The organism is Sporosarcina sp. YIM B06819, from assembly GCF_033485175.1.
Lineage (GTDB): Bacteria > Bacillota > Bacilli > Bacillales_A > Planococcaceae > Sporosarcina.
This window is the reverse complement of the sequence record NZ_JAWLIQ010000029.1, coordinates 23,640-39,677: the sequence shown is the minus strand read 5'-3', so window position 1 is coordinate 39,677 and position 16,038 is coordinate 23,640. Positions and strand designations below refer to the sequence as shown.

Here is a 16,038-nt window from a genome sequence, read left to right as displayed (position 1 = left end):
CGTTGCCGCAGGACGCGGCGTCTTTAGACTGCCTTCCACCAAGGGTCTTCAGCCCGTGCTGTTCCCGCAGGAGTCGCCGCCTTACGCTCCAATCAACGAAAGTGGAACATCATATTTTCGAATATTGAAATTCATAATCGTATAATTGTTCGCCTTTTTAATCGAAATAGGTAATTATGAAATTGATTCAGTTGTAAATACTTCCAACAATAAAAAGCGTTCCCTTAGTAGGAAACGCTTCTTATTCGTAATTTTTACTGCGCGCTTAAACCGCTCTGCTCTTTTTTATGATAAAGTCCATCTGTTTCAGATGTCATTTTTACATTATCTTCTACTTCCTGGTTATAGTAATGGACGCTTGTCTGGGCACCTTCACTGACCATCTTATTATCTTGAATATCATAGGGATCCGAATGACCAATTTTTGTTTCTGGACAACGGTTTAATTTTTGTGACCCCATGTAAGAATCGACTTTTGTCTTCATATTATTGAAAGCAATTTGTGCCTTATCTCGATTTTCTTTTTTGCTGAAATAGGCATAAGCACCCGCCGCCATCGTCGCAATTAATAGGCTATTATTTCGTTTACGTGCCATCTTCATCATTCCTCCTAGCTCTATATTCAACTTTCTTATACAACTAGTATACCCTTTTCAAACTGTTCACAAACGCCCAATACGTAATTTAATCCCCTTTATACATATATATCATTTTCATTACAATAGTAGTTTTCAACCCCAGTATTTGCTATAATAGCAAAAAGAAACGCTGAGGTGACAGTGCAATGATCCGACTGATGACAGCCAAGGATAGTGCGCACGTTCAACATATTGCTCGTATTACTTGGTGCGAAACATATAGGGATCTTATTCCCGAAGACATTCAGAACAAATTTATCGATCGTTCCTATTCAAATGCAATGATGCTAAAACGTATGGAGAAGTCAACTGTACTCATTGCTGAATGCGAAGGGACACCCGTTGGTTTTGCCAACTTCACAAAAATAGATGAAGACGGTGATTCTGAATTGACGGCGATGTATATTTTACCCTCGTATCAGTACATGGGCTACGGAGAAAAGCTTTTTAAATATGCCCTCGCCATGTTGGATGATGCACAACAATTGTTTGTCTACGTGGATAGCCGAAACCTAGGCGGACGAGCCTTCTGTGACAAGCAAGGCTTCGAACTACTCGATGTCTTTAAGGAGGATTTCGAAGGTCATCCTGTCGAAACCGCACAATATGTCTATACGATTCATAATCCAGTTCTAATATAGTAAAAAAAACGCATTCCTTGGCGATAAAGGAATGCGTTTTTTTCACCTTATAACGGTCTCATCGTTCCGTCATATTGATTTTCTGTAAACGCTGTTTTATCTATTTCTGTTGGTTTTCTTACAAAACATAGAATTCCCGCGATATACAGAAGAATGGACGGCAAGGAAACAAATCCAGCCAACACACCTGAGATGATAAACATAGTCCCAGCCAGTTTCGGATTTTTACTATTCCAGATATTCACGAGACCAATAATCGTCAAAACCAAGCTGATGATGAGACCGATGATGATGAACCACATTGCGCCTCCGAAGAAATCAAAAAGCATATTGAATACCTCAAGATCCTCCGGGCCTAGTGTAGGATCTGAAAGTATTCCTTGTTCAAATTCGATTTGGAATTGAGGATCTGACTTCATAAGATTAAAAAGTGACACCAAAGCGACACCTATCATAATGCCTATTGTTGATAGTACTGCACTAATAATGGCTAAAGACTTTTCTGCTGTTCGTTTCATGCCATGCACCTCTTTCTTTTATTCTATATATGAGTATACGTTATTTGGTAGCATAGGTTTCATTTTTTTTGAAATAGGGTATGCAATGGGTATGCAACATCTACAACTGAAAAGAAAGGGGACGTTACAAATGGAGAAAAAGCTAATTTTTAGCCAATCTGACTTATTGTATACTGTCGCCGGCGCATCTGTGTTGACAGGTATTTTGTACTTCATTACTTTAATGTGAGGGATTAGCATGCAGTCAGTACTTTCTGCTTTACGATAAAAGGCAATCCAATCAGTAACAGCTGATGGATTGCCTTTTTATGATAGTTATCAATTACGCCTTGGCGTAATTGCGTCCAATTTTTGAATTGCGCTTGAGGCCTACAGAGGAGAAGGATTGAACTGCATCCTTTCTTGTTGGTTACTTAGACGTTGCCGCAGGACGCGGCGTTCTTAGTCTAAGTTCCCCTAATCAGCAGGAACTTCTGCTGATTCAAGTTATACTTTTACATCATCGTAGTCTTTGTAGCGTTCAAATGCAGTGACAACATACGAGCAAACGGGCTCCATTTTCAATTCCTTGTCACGCGCGTAGTCAGCTGCACGGTCTAGCAATACTTTTGCGACACCTTGACCACGAAGGGTAGGAGATACAAAAGTATGATCCATTACCATTACATCCCCGAGAAGTGTCCACGTAATTTCAGCTAGCAGTTCTCCGTCTTGTTCATGACGGAACGCAAATGCGTCCCCACCTAGTTCTACAAATTCAAATTTCATCTTCCCTACCCCTTTTCTTCGAATCTTATTTTTAGTCGCAACAGCTTATTTAAACCACGATTGAATAGAGTCAATAATACTAGCAAAGAAGTTTTTCACACTGTCCCAAAATCCAGGGTCAATGTCGCCAAGTTTCTCTTTAATTTTGGATGCCATATCGTTTAGTTGTTCGGATAGTTTATTAAAATCGATATCCAATTTACTAATACGATCCATCAAATCGATGAGTAATTGACGATCCGCCGCGCTCAACTCGATATTGAGCTTCTTCATTTGCTCCGTTACTATTTTCTCAACTTCTTCTTTTGTTGCTGGATTTTTCTCTGCAATTTGTTTTTTAATTTCCGTTAGCAGCTCAGATACTTTAGCACTGTCGACACCAGCTTCTTGTGCAAACTTTGTAGCAAGATTCAACTCATCATTTGCAACGTCTGTCCGTTCCGTATCGAGCGTTTCACCCGATACTTCATAGGCTTTGTAAATTCCAACAAGTGCTGAATGTCCCGTCACTTTTCTTGGTGCAGCAATTTCGACAAGCGCATCTTCAATCCCCGCCGTCAGCATGGCGGTAGCATATATGTCAGATGTGACTTGTGTAATATTGTCTGGTGTGACGATGGAGATAACAAGCCCTTTGCCCGCATCCCGTCTCGTAATTTTTGCCGACGAATACATGCCAGCATTACTATTACCGTCTTTAATATATTTCACAAGATCACTGCCGGAGACAGAAATCTCTTCCACTTCAGCTTCCTGCGCAACACCTAGACTTAGCTTCACACTTTCCTTTTCACTATCAGATAAACTTGCACCATATACGACAATGGGCTTCCCAAGCTTTTCATCGATGACAGCGTCGTCTGCATGTACTACTCCAGGCACTAACATGCCGACCATAAACACAGCCGCCATCATCATAGTCAGTAAACGTTTCACACGCTTCCCCCCTTGTTATACCCATTAGTACGATTAAGAGTACAATAGGTTCCCTATTTCAGCGTCGTCCAGCCATCGCTTTGCTCAATTCTGCCTTCTTTCATGAGCTTCCCGAGAGCCCGTTTGAACGATGCTTTGCTAATTGAGAACATTTCCTTGATTTCATCTGGAGAAGATTTGTCCGTAAACGGCATCCGTCCTCCAATGTCGTTCAAATAGCGTAAAATAATTTCAGCATCATCGCCTAAACGCTCTTCTTTCCGCGGAAGCATTGAGCCGTTCAACGTGCCATCTTCATGAACAGCAATAATCCGCACGTCAACTTCTTGACCAAGACGCGGTTCGTTCAGCTGCTCTGAATTATGGATGAAAATTCGGTGATTTTCTGGGGTGCTAAGCATGAATGACCCTACTGGCAATAACCGATATGCTCTTGCTTTAACATTCATATTTAGATAGGTTGAAGGAGCTTCCGTAATTTGTTCAAGTACGCGTTCTTCCGTTGCTAGCCTACCGAAAATATTGCCACCTAAATCCATGCGAAGCGTCATATAAAGCGCATCATCAACTTTCGGCCACAATGATCGCACTCTTGGCATATCATTTCGATTGACGAGTACTTCAAAAGAAGAACCGATATCTACATAGACACCTTCTTTATCATCCACTCGAATGACACGTGCCCAACCATAAGTCCCCGCAGTCATAATCGGCATTTGCATCGTCGCCGTTAGCTCACCACGTCTGTTTGTATAGAGGAAAACATGTACCGTATCCCCTACTTGAATGCTGTCATCCGCATCAGAAGCATTCATCATTATGTCTTCGCCATTACCGTCCAAAACCCATCGTGACCCGTCCCGCTCCAACACGTCCAAGTCGGCTGTATAGCCTGATTTAAGTTGTTCCATTATTGATCTACCTCTTCCTTATGATCCATTACCCGTAATTTCCGTACAAATTCCTTGTCCTGTCCCATCGCCTCAACGAGGTCTGTTATGCGATCCATCGCGTTCCAGCTTAGATGGTGTTCAATTCCTTCAACATCGCCATAAATATTCTCCTCATCGACGCCAATGATGCGGAGAAACTGCTCAAGGAGCTCATGACGCTTCACAAGCTTCTTACCAAACTTCAACCCTTTGTCCGTCAATTCAAGCCCTTTATAGCGCTCGTAGACGATATAACCCTCCCGATCAAGTCGCTGCGCCATTTTCGTGACGGATGAGGGGAGTACTGCAAGTGATTCCGCAACGTCCGACACACGCGCAACGCCTTTTGCTTCGATATGCAAATAAATCTGTTCAAGATAATCTTCCATACCCGGTGTTGCCAATCGTACCACCTCCAGAGGCCTACACGTGGGAAGGATTGAACTTCATCCTTCCTTTAGTCTATTATTGTAACACCTTTTATACCTTGAAAAAAATGATTGTGACGAAAGGGATGTCGACTTTAAGTCGGCATCCCTTTTGTCTAGTCTATTTTCGCATAGATACATGTATTACGTAAAACATTACCATCAGCCGATAAAGAATCTTGTCGCAAAGTTCCTTCTAAGATAAAGCCCGCACGTTCTGCAACACTGCGACTTTTCACATTTTCTTCATCACATCGAATTTCCACCCTGCGTGCTCCAAGCTGTTCAAAGGCAAACTGCTCAATTCGTTTAACGGCTTCTGTTATATATCCGTTACCTTCAAATTCTGTCGCCAGCCAGTAACCAATTTCGAATTTTGGAATGGACCAATCAATGCGATGTAACCCCGACGAACCGACGAATTCTCCTGTTTCTTTACTGTATAGATGAAAGCGCAGATCTTGACGGGTGATAAAATCAGCAACCGCTTTGCGCAAATTTTCTTCAGTCACAGACAATTCCGGTTGGTGTTGCGCCCACGGCATCCACTCCCGCAGCGCAGGCAACGAGTCAACGATTGCGTTCCAAACATCCAGCGCATCACCAATTTTAGGCGCTCGAATAATGAGCCGCTCCGATTCAAATGACTCCGTGAAATCTGGAATTCTCGTTGTTGTTGTAGCCATTCGCGTCTTTTCCCCATCTTCCCAAATGACAGGCGTCGTTGTTCCAGCAACAAAGTCTTTCCGGGTAATCCCATAAGTCACCGCATCATAATAAGAATTCTCTTTTGGCGAAAACCAAGCATTGCGCAAATGGGCTTCTTTCACAAAACCTGCCCGTTCAAATGTTTTACGCATCGCAAGATTATCCTGCCTCGTATGACCTTCAAGTCGAATTTTCTTATCCTGCAAGCCAAAGACATATTCTGCAACGAGTCGAAGTGCTTTAGGGCCATAGCCATACCCTCGCGACATATCCGCAATGCGCAAATCAAACAATGGTATCTCGTCTTGCAAATCGTGAATTTTCACGATGCCTACCTTGTCCATCGCTTCATTTTCCACCCAAAACGTCTTCACTTCATCCGATTCATAGCCACCTTCTTCGATTGCCTTTTCGATGAGCTTGCGAGCCGGGTGGGAATTACCATGAAAAGGCCATGTATTCGTCGTCATAAAATGGATAAGCTGCTCCTGCTCTTCCATTGTCCATTCTTGTAATCGCATTAGAATTTGCCTCCGCTCAGCCTACTTATTATTTATGGATACGCAACAATCGTAAGGAATTCAGTACGACGAGTAGCGTTGCACCCATATCCGCAAAAATGGCAATCCATAATGTCAGCCATCCCGGAATGATAAGAAGTAATGCTACAATTTTTAACCCTAATGCAAACATAATATTTTCCTTGATAATACGCAATGTTTTTCTACTTAATTTCATTGTATATGGCAGTTTTCCTAAATCGTCTGCCATCAACGCGATATCCGCTGTTTCTAATGCGGCGTCCGTACCTGCCCCACCCATTGCAATACCAATCGATGCCGCCGCTAAGGCTGGTGCGTCATTAATACCGTCGCCAACCATTGCGACACGGCCATATTGCTCACTTAATTGTTTAATGGCCGTCAATTTATCTTCTGGCATCAGCCCAGCTCGTACATCTTCAACGCCTAACTTGTCTGCAATCGCTTGTGCCGTTGTCTGATGATCTCCGGTTAGCATCACCGTATGACGAATGCCGATTGCTTTTAATTTTTCGAGAACAGCTTGACTTTCTACGCGTATCGGATCCGCTACCGCCAGTAATCCACTAAACGCCGTGCCTGTGACAATCGCCATAACCGACTTACCTTCACGTTGCAGGGATGCCGCTTGTTGTAACATTGCCTCTGGTAATGAAGAAAGTTCCTGCGCCCAGTCGATACTACCGATAGAAGTTATCACACCATTGATTTCTGCATATGCACCTTTGCCCGTGACCGATTGAAAATTTATCACCTCGACGGTTTCCGCTCCATTATTTCGCGCGTAATTAACAATCGCTTTTGCCAATGGATGCTGGGACATCGACTCCACCGCTGCAATCGAGCTGAGCAACCGGCCTTTTTCAACCCCTTCGTTGACGATAAAATCTGTCACTTCTGGGTAGCCTTTCGTCAATGTACCTGTTTTATCAAAAGCAATGGCATCTAGACGTCCTGTTTCTTCAAGGTGGACGCCTCCTTTAATCAAGACCCCTTGTCGTGCCGCATTACCAATCGCCGTAACAATAGCCACTGGCGTAGACACAACGAGTGCACATGGACAACCGACAACGAGCACCGCAAGACCTTGGTAGATCCATGTATTCCAATCCCCACCAAACAACGGCGGAACAATTGCGATAAGAATCGCTAATACGATAATCGCAGGCGTATAATACTTCGCAAACTTGTCAACAAATTTCTGTGACGGTGCTTTTTCCGCTTGTGCCTCTTCAACGAGGTGAATAATTTTGGCAATCGTTGTATCGCCGACAAGCTTTGTCACTGTCACTTCTAACGCGCCTTCCTCATTCATCGTGCCTGCAAACACTTCATCATCGGCAGTCTTGAGGACTGGCACAGACTCACCTGTAATCGCTGCTTGATTGACTGTAGAAGAACCTGTTAGAACCCTACCGTCCATAGCAATTTTCTGACCCGGTTTAATGATTAAAATATCGCCGATGACAATGTCTTCAGTTGGTAGCTCAATCAATTGTGCTCCGCGTTTCACGATAGCTGTAGGCGGTGCAATATCCATCAGCTGGCGAATAGACTGACGCGCTTTATTCATCGAATAAGCTTCCAGTGCCTCACTCACTGCGAAGAGGAAGACAACAACTGCACCTTCACGCCATTCACCGATGATGGCCGCCCCAATGATGGCAATCGTCATCAATGTTTTCATATCAAACTCGAAGCGAACAAGATTTTTAAGTCCTGTTTTAAATATGCCTGTTCCACCTACCACAATCGCTATTGCAAAAAGGCTAATGGCGAGAGGATGTGTTTCAGCATAGCGGAATGACACAAACATTCCTGCTGTTAAAAACAGCAACGATAAGATCGTCACGATGTTTTCTTTGCGCTTCAAAAAAGGTATTTTAGCCTCAACTCGCTTCGTTTGAAGCGGAACTACTTTAATGCCGTCAAAAGCACCAGCTGCATCCAACTCTTCAATCGTCGCACTGCCACTAAATGACAATTTAGATGCACCAAAATTCACTTGTGCCTCCTCCACAGCAGGTAGCTTTTTGACGTTATTTTCAAATTTCATCGCACAGCTAGCACATGTCAAATTCTCTAGTCGATATTCTATTTTTTCAACTGTCGCCATGGCCATCACCTTCCGTCGTATGTTCGTATGCCACTTTCACCAATTGATGGATATGATCATCAGCGAGTGAATAATAGACCATTTTTCCTTTGCGCTGTGATTTCGCGAGTGCATTTTCACGCAAGTAGCGTAAATGATGCGAAGCAGTTGCAACAGAGGAGCCAATAACTGCGGCAACATCGCAGACGCACATTTCCTCTTCTAGTGTTAGTGAATAGGCGATTTTTAATCTTGTTTCATCCGCAAGCGCTTTGAATAGCTGGGCGGCTGCCCACATATCAGGTAATGCTTGCTGTACTCGTTCAACGACTTCTTCGTGCACAACCGTCACTTCACATATTTCTTTTATCATATTTACACCTCATTCAAATGTTTGTTTGATTGTATATAGTATATGAGAATTTTTAAAAAGTTTCAAGGCTAATCAAATGGGTATTTGAATGTTCTACAAAGTTATGGTCATAAAGAAGGTTTTCGCCAATATAATGCAGAATATTTTACAATGCCCCCCCATATAGTTAAGCGAGGAGGAATGTCAATGTATAAGAAAATACTTGTGGCAGTCGATGGATCAGCTAATTCCAGACGAGCAGCGGAACATGCCGCCTATCTTGCTTCTCTCACTCCTGGGGCGGTCGTTAATGTGCTTTACATCCTCGAATATGATCGGACACGTTCGGACGTGCTCTACAATGCAAAAAGCGATGACCTTCATATCGATCGTAAAAATAAATTGGTCCCTATTGAAGAAGCTTTTGCACAGCGGAATGTCACTTATGAACTCATTATTAAGCACGGAGAACCAGGACCGACAATTGTCATTTTTGCCAATAGCAACGATTTCGATCTCGTCATTGTCGGCAGTCGGGGCCTAAATTCATTTCAAGAAATGGTGCTCGGCAGTGTTAGTCATAAAGTTGCAAAGCGCGTGACAGCGCCGGTATTGATTGTTAAATAGGAGATGTTGAAATTGAAGCACGGAAAATGGAATACGATTACAGATGTGCCCGGCGTAAAAGTCGGGCATGTAACACTCGATGAGCCATTGCCTGATGGTGATTATGCATGCACAGGCGTCACTGCTATTTTGCCGCATAGTGGCAATATATTTGAACAGAAAGTGCCGGCAGCAAGTTTTGTGTTGAATGGCTTTGGCAAGACTGCGGGGTTAATTCAAATCGAAGAGCTTGGTGTGATGGAGTCCCCTATTATGCTGACGAATACGTTTAGCGTTGGGGCTGTGTTGGAAGGTACGTTAGCCTATATGCTCGATGAAAATCGCTCGATTGGCGATTCGACAAGCTCATTGAATGTCGTCGTTGGCGAATGCAATGATAGTTACTTGAATTCCATGCGGTTGATGAAAGTGAAGCCTCATCACGCTATCGAAGCCATCCAAAATGCTGACGTTGGACCGTTTGCGCAAGGGGCCGTCGGTGCTGGCAAAGGGATGATCTGTTATGGGATGAAAGGCGGCATTGGTTCATCATCGAGGATTGTTCAAAGAGACGAGGAAAATTATACGGTTGGCGTGTTGACATTGACGAATTTCGGCAAGGTAGAAGAGTGTAAAATCGCGGACTGGCTTGGGCAGAACGCAGATATTCTTCCGCAATCTGAAGCGGATGATCATAAGCCAGATGGCTCGGTTATCATTGTTGTTGCAACAGATGCTCCCGTCAATGAACGGCAGTTAAAGCGCTTGGCCAAACGAGCAGCCGTTGGACTCGGGCGAACAGGGACACATATTCATAACGGTAGCGGTGACATTATCATTGCATTTTCAAATGGCTTCACGATTTCTCATACAAGTGAAAGCATGACGATGACATACGAGTTATTACGGGACGATCATCCCGTCATGAATGATTTGTTCCAAGGCGTCATTGAGGCGACAGAGGAAGCGGTTTATCAGTCGATGATCCATGCGGAGACGACTAAAGGACGACAGGGGCGAGTTGTGGAAAAGTGGGCTTTTTAAAGTGAAATAGGGCTATCCAGAAAGTCAGTTTTCACTAACTTTTTGGACAGCCCCTGTTTTATTCCCCTCGACAAGCGCCACAGGGAAGTTATCGATAAATTGCAAGAAGTTATCGGTCAGTTCGAAGTCTTTATCAATCAATCGAGCGGAGTTATCGATCAGTTCCACAAAGTTATCGATCAATTGGGCAGAGTTATCGTCATTTTAGGACCTTTGACTTATCAAATTAGCGAAGCTCTATTTTTCCGCTTTCAACGTCAATATGGAGCCATCCTTAATGTCTCCCTGCAAAACAGTTTCATGGTAATTGCCTTGCACCCAATCATCCGCTTGGTTATGGAACCATTTCGATTTCATATGCCCACTTTGACCCGGCCCCAAGACATGATACGTTTTCGACAAATCAGCTAGATCCGCCACAAAGCGCCAAGGCGCACCGTGATCTACTGTTCCATCTTCTTTAAAGGCAGCCGCTTGGACCGTAACATTCGATCCGCCAATCGCTTGTTTCTTTGGATTCAAGAAGTATTCAAGAATTGGCGAAGCCCCTGATAGCGCATGTGGAAACGTCACCTGATGGAAATCTCCCCACTTCCAGCTCGCTACTTTCTTGCCAAACTGCTCCTCAATATCCCCCACAGACTGTTCAAATGAATCGAACACCCATTTATCGACACCGCCATACTGTTCTACCCACACCCCAGATTCACCTGCATAAGCGGCGCGCAGTAGCATATCCACAATCGAACCTTTCCCTGGCAACAGCTTATAGACGTCTTCTGGCATTTCTTCACTAAACATCACAATCGGTAATTGTGTCATTAGTTTGTGGAATATAAGCGGAGCCGCTGCATCGGTAGCATCGACTTGATTCCACTCACGAAGCACTTCTACAATCTCCTTATACTTCCCTTCACTATCCTCCGCTTCAATCGAACCTAGCAGATCACCTAAGAATTCACGTGCATATAAGTTTTTCTGATCCATCTGCAACTTCATCATATCTTCTGGCGTAAAGTCGTCCCCCGCTCGCAACACTTCCGCTATCCGTTCATAGCGATATGACTGTGCCCACTTCTTTGTGATGTGATAAGGATAGGAATCATCAATGACCTCATTATTCGCTGTCGCAATAAACCCTTCTTTCGGATTAACGACACGCGGCAATTCGTCATACGGCACATAACCAGTCCAGCCGTAGTCCGACGAATCTCCAGGAACCGGCAACTGCGCATCCCCCTTTTTCCGAATCGGAATACGACCATTCGCTTTATAGGCGATTGTGCCATCCTTCGCCGCAAAGACAAAGTTTTGTGCAGGCGCATTGAAATCTTCTAACGCTTTTTCAAATCCTTCCCAGTTCGTTGCCTTGTTCATATTCATAATGGCTTCCAATTCTTTTGTCGGTTCCAACGCTGTCCACTGCATAGAAAACAGCGCACCCGGATCTTCTTCCTTATACAAAATATCTGAAATTATCGGGCCATGTCTTGTGACGACCACTTCAAACAGTATATCTTCCCCGTCTTTCACCGAGATTGTTTCATCTCGCACTTCGGCCTGCTCCCACTGCCCGTCATATAAAAACTGTGTCTGATCATTCGGATTCGGTATTTCAATATATAGATCCTGCACATCAGGCCCCACATTGGTCACGCCCCATGCAACATCTTCGTTATGTCCAAGGATAATCCCCGGAACACCTGCAAAAATAACGCCGCCAACATTTTGCTCTGGTGACTTCAAATGCATCTGATACCAAATCGACGGCGTATCAAGCCCAAGATGCGGATCATCCGCTAACAACGGCAAGCCCGATGCTGTTTTATCACCAGACACGACCCAGTTATTACTGCCATTGAATTCCGGCGGCTGAAGATCCGGGTCAAATCGCCCGGCTACCGTAACTGGATTGGCAATATTCGCATCGATAATCGATGGTGCATTGTCAGGATACGCAATAAATAACTCCCTCGCCTTATCTTCCGGGAAATTATTCAACGCCCAGTGGCGAACCGCCAAGCTATCCCAGTTCCCTCCAAGGTCATACGCCATGAACTTCCCAATCGTTAACGAATCAATCGGAGTCCACAGTTCTGGCTGATACCCAAGAATCTTGAACTCATACGGCAGTTTGTCATCCCACTGCGCCTTTTCGATAAAGGCATTGACCCCTTCCGTATACCAACCAAGCACCTTCTTCGCTTCTTCCCCATAGCCATCATAGGATGCCTCTGCGGCTGCACGTAAACTGAAGGTACGAAACTTCTTATCTGTTCTTACCGAAGCTTCTCCAACTACTTCCGATAATCGACCGCTCGCCTGCCTACGTGCCATATCCATTTGGAATAAACGATCCTGTGCCTGTACGTAGCCTTGCGCTCGATACAAATCCGCATCCGACTCTGCCGTAATATGCGGTACCCCAAACGAATCCCGCTCGACGATGACATTCTTCTCTAGGAATGCCGCAATGATTTCTCCCTCAATAACTGGTTTAGATTTGCCTATATAAGTATTGACAACAATAAGTGCGACAATCGCCAATATCGCCAATGCCCCAAACACAGACAGTAGCACCTTCCACCATTTCGCCATCCGCTTGCCTTGCCTAGCCATTCATACACCCCTCTTACTCTTTCTATTAATATAATATTCTATTATTCCGGTAGTATACCTTCTTTCTTCAATACCCCCGGAAGGAAAACAGCATTTCTAGCAAACTAGACAACATTTACCCGAAACCTAACAATGTTTCACTCAAACTAAACAACGTTCTTGCAACCTAACAACGTTTCCAGTAAACCTGATGACGTTTCATCCAAACTAGACAACGCTCATAAATTCCATCAAAAAAGGACGAGCTAGCCATCATTGGCCAGTCCCGTCCTTTTCTAGTTGTTCCTTATGCAACACTTCATACAATTCATCCGCCACCGAAATATCCGCCAGCTTCACCTTTGAGCGATACGCCGCGCGAATGATCAAATGTCCCGCAACAGGGGCTGTCAAAAATACGAAGACAATTCCGAGCAACACACGGACACTGATAAATTGTTCGCTAAACCAAAAGTACAAAAAGGTTCCAGACAACGTCAGCAACACAGCCAACGTTGAGCTTTTCGTCGCTGCATGGGATCTCGTATACACGTCCGGCAGGCGAATTAACCCGAATACACTAATAACACTCGCAATCCCGCCTGTCAAAATAAGCAGCGCGCCTATAAACTCACCGATGTCGTTTACGTTCAACGATAACCCCCCTCTCGATAAATTTGGAGAAGGCAATCGTACCGATAAACGACAGAATACCTAATATCAAAATAACTTCTAAAAAAGCTTTCGTTTTCAATATAATTGATACAACTGCAATGATTGCAATCAGATTTACACCAATCATATCAAGTGCAATAACCCGATCCGGCATAGATGGTCCAAGGATAATTCGAATGACAGCGATCGCAATCGTCGTTGCAAATAAAACCAGTGAAATCGTCAGCATCGTTTCAATCATCAGCGGGTCACCTCCATAATCGCTTTTTCAAAATTCCCCAACTGACTCAACAGTGCATCCTTCGACTGCTCAACATCCATCGCATGAATGTAGAGGACATTGCCTTCAGGCGACACTTCCATCACGACCGATCCTGGTGTCAACGTTAACAGCAGAGAAAGCATCGTCACTTCCACATCACTCTTTAGCACCGTTTCATATTTAAATATCCCCGGTTTAATCTTCAACCTTGGACTTAAAATCTGTTTTAACACGATAATACTAGATTGCGTCAACTCGGATATAAAAATGAAAATCAATTTAATTGTCGAATACAGCCTTCGCAAGTAAAATTGGGTGCCCAAAAATCGGTGCATAAAAAAGATGATGCCAATTCCAACAAGGAAACCAGCAAAAAAAGTCGTAAAGCGTAATTCATCTTCATCCATCAACGTCATCCATAAAAAAGCGATGAATAAGTTCAGTAACAACTGGGCTGGCATCATCCCTCACCTCTTCTTTCTATCAATTCTGTAGAACAGCCTTGATATAGATTTCTGGATTCATCAGCGTATGGGCTGCATCACTGACATATACAGCGATCCCCTCCGCCCCTAGTCCAAGTGCAATCGTCAAAATGCCAAACAATACACATGGAATAAGAATGCCTTTTTTCAACGGCACATCATCATCTTCATTAATAATCGTCTCGCCCCAAAAACAGTTCATAAAGATCCGTAATAGTGAGTACAAGACAAAAATACTAGAAATGAACGCAATAGCAAGCAATCCAAACGCGCCAGCTTCAATCGCTCCCTGGCCAACATACACTTTACCTATGAACCCACTCAATGGCGGAATTCCCGCAAGTGATAGCATCGTGATGAAAAACAGCCAGCCCAATATCGGATAGTTGCGAATGAGCCCACTCATTTGTTCAATTCTCGCAGTGCCCGTTAAATAAATCATTGTTCCAGCAAGTAAGAATAACAAAGCTTTAATAATCATGTCATGAAGTAAATAATAGATGGACCCCTGAATCGCCACTTCCGTCGAAACCGCAAGCCCTACTAGGATAAACCCAACCGCGATCACCACGTTGTACGACACAATTTGCCGGACATCATTATGGGCAATCGCCCCAATACAACCGCCAATCATCGTCACGGCCGCCATCACACCAATCATCTTATGAGTAATCCCTGGCTCATGATAAAAAATAAGTGTGAACATGCGGAACATCGCATAAATACCAACCTTTGTCAGTAAGGCACCAAATAATGCCGCAACGACAGTCGGCGGTACACTATACGAACCCGGTAGCCAGAAATAAAGCAACAGACCCGCCTTCAAACTAAAGACGATTAAAAAGATTATACTAATCACGGTCAATAGCGATCCTTGTCCTACTTCTGCAACACGCACCGACAAATGCGCCATGTTTAGCGTGCCAACTGTACCGTATAAATACGCAATCGCCACTAGGAAAAACCATGAAGATAGCACGTTAATTGATACGTATTTAATTGATTCAACAAGTTGAACCTTGCGTCCGCCAAGCGTAATGAGCACATAAGAGGATAGCAGCATCACTTCAAAGCAAACGAATAAGTTAAATAAGTCTCCCGTTAAAAATGAGCCATTAACGCCTGCAAGGAGGAAAAAGACAAATGGATAGAAAAACATATTTTCAAATGCTTTACTCACTGAAGAAAATGCGTAAAACAATAAAATACCCGTCACAATCGCCGTCGTGACAACAAGCAACATGGCAAATGAATCTGCGACAAACAGAATGCCATAAGGCGGTAACCAGCCCCCGAAATCCAGGCGTAATATACCGTCTATCTGAATGCGATTCAACACATAAACACTTATTCCTATAGTCGCAAAGATAGACACGATACTCAAAACACGTTGAGCCTTCACATAAGGTCTGAGAAAAATAAGGAAAATCCCCGTTACTATCGGGATTATCATTGGCATTACAATCATATTATTCATCGTCGATACCTCTCAGTGCACTGAGATCGTCTGACCCGGTTTCCTTATATGTACGATACGCTAGCACAAGCAAAAATGAAGTGACGGCAAAACTAATAACAATCGCCGTTAAAATCAACGCCTGCGGTAAAGCATCCGTATAGTTTCCGGCATTTTCTCCGAGCAACGGCACACTGCCTTTCTTCAAGCCACCCATCGTCATCAATAGCAAATGGACTGCGTGAGATAAGATAGCCGTTCCCAAAATGACCCGAATCAAGTTACGTGATAGCAGCAAATAGACCGCAACGGTTACCAGCACTCCAACAAGTATCGTTATTAACGTTTCCATCT

At 43.8% G+C, this 16,038-nt stretch carries 19 protein-coding genes; 3 read left to right on the top strand and 16 right to left on the bottom strand.

Annotated features, from left to right (window positions below):
• Positions 1 to 254 precede the first annotated feature (254 nt).
• Positions 255 to 596 (bottom strand): hypothetical protein, encoded by a 342-nt coding sequence (locus tag R2B72_RS16515; RefSeq protein ID WP_318617899.1) that lies wholly within the window; start codon positions 594 to 596, stop codon positions 255 to 257.
• 188 nt (positions 597 to 784) lie between these two features.
• Between R2B72_RS16515 and R2B72_RS16510 the strand changes: the two genes are divergently transcribed.
• Positions 785 to 1,279, top strand: coding sequence for a GNAT family N-acetyltransferase (locus tag R2B72_RS16510; protein WP_318617898.1), 495 nt, complete (start codon positions 785 to 787; stop codon positions 1,277 to 1,279).
• A gap of 47 nt (positions 1,280 to 1,326) precedes the next feature.
• Here the strand turns inward: R2B72_RS16510 and R2B72_RS16505 are convergent, their stop codons facing one another.
• From R2B72_RS16505 to R2B72_RS16470, 8 genes are all read right to left on the bottom strand, one after another.
• A complete protein-coding gene (locus R2B72_RS16505) occupies positions 1,327 to 1,797 on the bottom strand; it encodes a DUF4064 domain-containing protein (RefSeq protein WP_318617897.1) in 471 nt (156 codons plus the stop codon).
• 486 nt (positions 1,798 to 2,283) lie between these two features.
• On the bottom strand, positions 2,284 to 2,565 hold the full coding sequence (locus R2B72_RS16500; RefSeq protein WP_318617896.1) for a GNAT family N-acetyltransferase: 282 nt from the start codon (positions 2,563 to 2,565) through the stop codon (positions 2,284 to 2,286).
• A 45-nt stretch (positions 2,566 to 2,610) separates the two neighbouring features.
• Positions 2,611 to 3,477 (bottom strand): DUF1002 domain-containing protein, encoded by an 867-nt coding sequence (locus R2B72_RS16495; protein ID WP_412177872.1) that lies wholly within the window; start codon positions 3,475 to 3,477, stop codon positions 2,611 to 2,613.
• Positions 3,478 to 3,554: 77 nt separating this feature from the next.
• Complete coding sequence (locus R2B72_RS16490; protein ID WP_318617895.1) at positions 3,555 to 4,412, bottom strand: S1 RNA-binding domain-containing protein; 858 nt, start codon at positions 4,410 to 4,412, stop codon at positions 3,555 to 3,557.
• A complete protein-coding gene (mntR, locus tag R2B72_RS16485; RefSeq protein WP_318617894.1) occupies positions 4,412 to 4,837 on the bottom strand; it encodes a transcriptional regulator MntR in 426 nt (141 codons plus the stop codon). The genes R2B72_RS16490 and mntR overlap by 1 nt, the downstream gene beginning before the upstream one ends.
• 140 nt (positions 4,838 to 4,977) lie before the next feature.
• The gene (locus R2B72_RS16480) at positions 4,978 to 6,090 is read right to left on the bottom strand and encodes a GNAT family N-acetyltransferase (protein WP_318617893.1); all 1,113 of its coding nucleotides are present in this window, start codon (positions 6,088 to 6,090) and stop codon (positions 4,978 to 4,980) included.
• 28 nt (positions 6,091 to 6,118) lie between these two features.
• Positions 6,119 to 8,227 carry a heavy metal translocating P-type ATPase gene (locus R2B72_RS16475; RefSeq protein WP_318617891.1) on the bottom strand — a complete coding sequence of 703 codons (2,109 nt, stop codon included), beginning with the start codon at positions 8,225 to 8,227 and terminating at the stop codon, positions 6,119 to 6,121.
• Complete coding sequence (locus tag R2B72_RS16470) at positions 8,214 to 8,579, bottom strand: metalloregulator ArsR/SmtB family transcription factor (protein ID WP_318617889.1); 366 nt, start codon at positions 8,577 to 8,579, stop codon at positions 8,214 to 8,216. The genes R2B72_RS16475 and R2B72_RS16470 overlap by 14 nt, the downstream gene beginning before the upstream one ends.
• A gap of 186 nt (positions 8,580 to 8,765) precedes the next feature.
• Here R2B72_RS16470 and R2B72_RS16465 point away from each other — a divergent pair, with 186 nt between their 5' ends.
• Entirely contained in the window at positions 8,766 to 9,185 is a 420-nt protein-coding gene (locus tag R2B72_RS16465) for a universal stress protein (RefSeq protein WP_318617887.1), read from the top strand.
• A gap of 12 nt (positions 9,186 to 9,197) precedes the next feature.
• Positions 9,198 to 10,208 (top strand): P1 family peptidase, encoded by a 1,011-nt coding sequence (locus tag R2B72_RS16460; RefSeq protein ID WP_318617886.1) that lies wholly within the window; start codon positions 9,198 to 9,200, stop codon positions 10,206 to 10,208.
• A 24-nt stretch (positions 10,209 to 10,232) separates the two neighbouring features.
• Here R2B72_RS16460 and R2B72_RS16455 read toward each other — a convergent pair whose 3' ends face one another.
• The 7 genes from R2B72_RS16455 to R2B72_RS16425 all read right to left on the bottom strand — a co-directional run bounded on the left by R2B72_RS16455 (position 10,233) and on the right by R2B72_RS16425 (position 16,036).
• Positions 10,233 to 10,376 carry a hypothetical protein gene (locus tag R2B72_RS16455; RefSeq protein ID WP_318617885.1) on the bottom strand — a complete coding sequence of 48 codons (144 nt, stop codon included), beginning with the start codon at positions 10,374 to 10,376 and terminating at the stop codon, positions 10,233 to 10,235.
• 69 nt (positions 10,377 to 10,445) lie between these two features.
• Positions 10,446 to 12,827 (bottom strand): penicillin acylase family protein, encoded by a 2,382-nt coding sequence (locus R2B72_RS16450; RefSeq protein WP_318617884.1) that lies wholly within the window; start codon positions 12,825 to 12,827, stop codon positions 10,446 to 10,448.
• 252 nt (positions 12,828 to 13,079) lie between these two features.
• Positions 13,080 to 13,460, bottom strand: a complete 381-nt coding sequence (locus R2B72_RS16445) for a Na+/H+ antiporter subunit G (RefSeq protein ID WP_318617882.1) — start codon at positions 13,458 to 13,460, stop codon at positions 13,080 to 13,082.
• Positions 13,438 to 13,722 carry a Na(+)/H(+) antiporter subunit F1 gene (locus tag R2B72_RS16440; protein WP_318617880.1) on the bottom strand — a complete coding sequence of 95 codons (285 nt, stop codon included), beginning with the start codon at positions 13,720 to 13,722 and terminating at the stop codon, positions 13,438 to 13,440. The genes R2B72_RS16445 and R2B72_RS16440 overlap by 23 nt, the downstream gene beginning before the upstream one ends.
• Positions 13,722 to 14,204, bottom strand: a complete 483-nt coding sequence (locus tag R2B72_RS16435) for a Na+/H+ antiporter subunit E (RefSeq protein ID WP_318617878.1) — start codon at positions 14,202 to 14,204, stop codon at positions 13,722 to 13,724. Before R2B72_RS16435 ends, R2B72_RS16440 begins: the two co-directional genes overlap by 1 nt.
• 22 nt (positions 14,205 to 14,226) lie before the next feature.
• Positions 14,227 to 15,705 (bottom strand): Na+/H+ antiporter subunit D, encoded by a 1,479-nt coding sequence (locus R2B72_RS16430; protein WP_318617877.1) that lies wholly within the window; start codon positions 15,703 to 15,705, stop codon positions 14,227 to 14,229.
• Positions 15,698 to 16,036, bottom strand: a complete 339-nt coding sequence (locus tag R2B72_RS16425; RefSeq protein WP_318617876.1) for a Na(+)/H(+) antiporter subunit C — start codon at positions 16,034 to 16,036, stop codon at positions 15,698 to 15,700. Before R2B72_RS16425 ends, R2B72_RS16430 begins: the two co-directional genes overlap by 8 nt.
• Positions 16,037 to 16,038 lie beyond the last annotated feature (2 nt).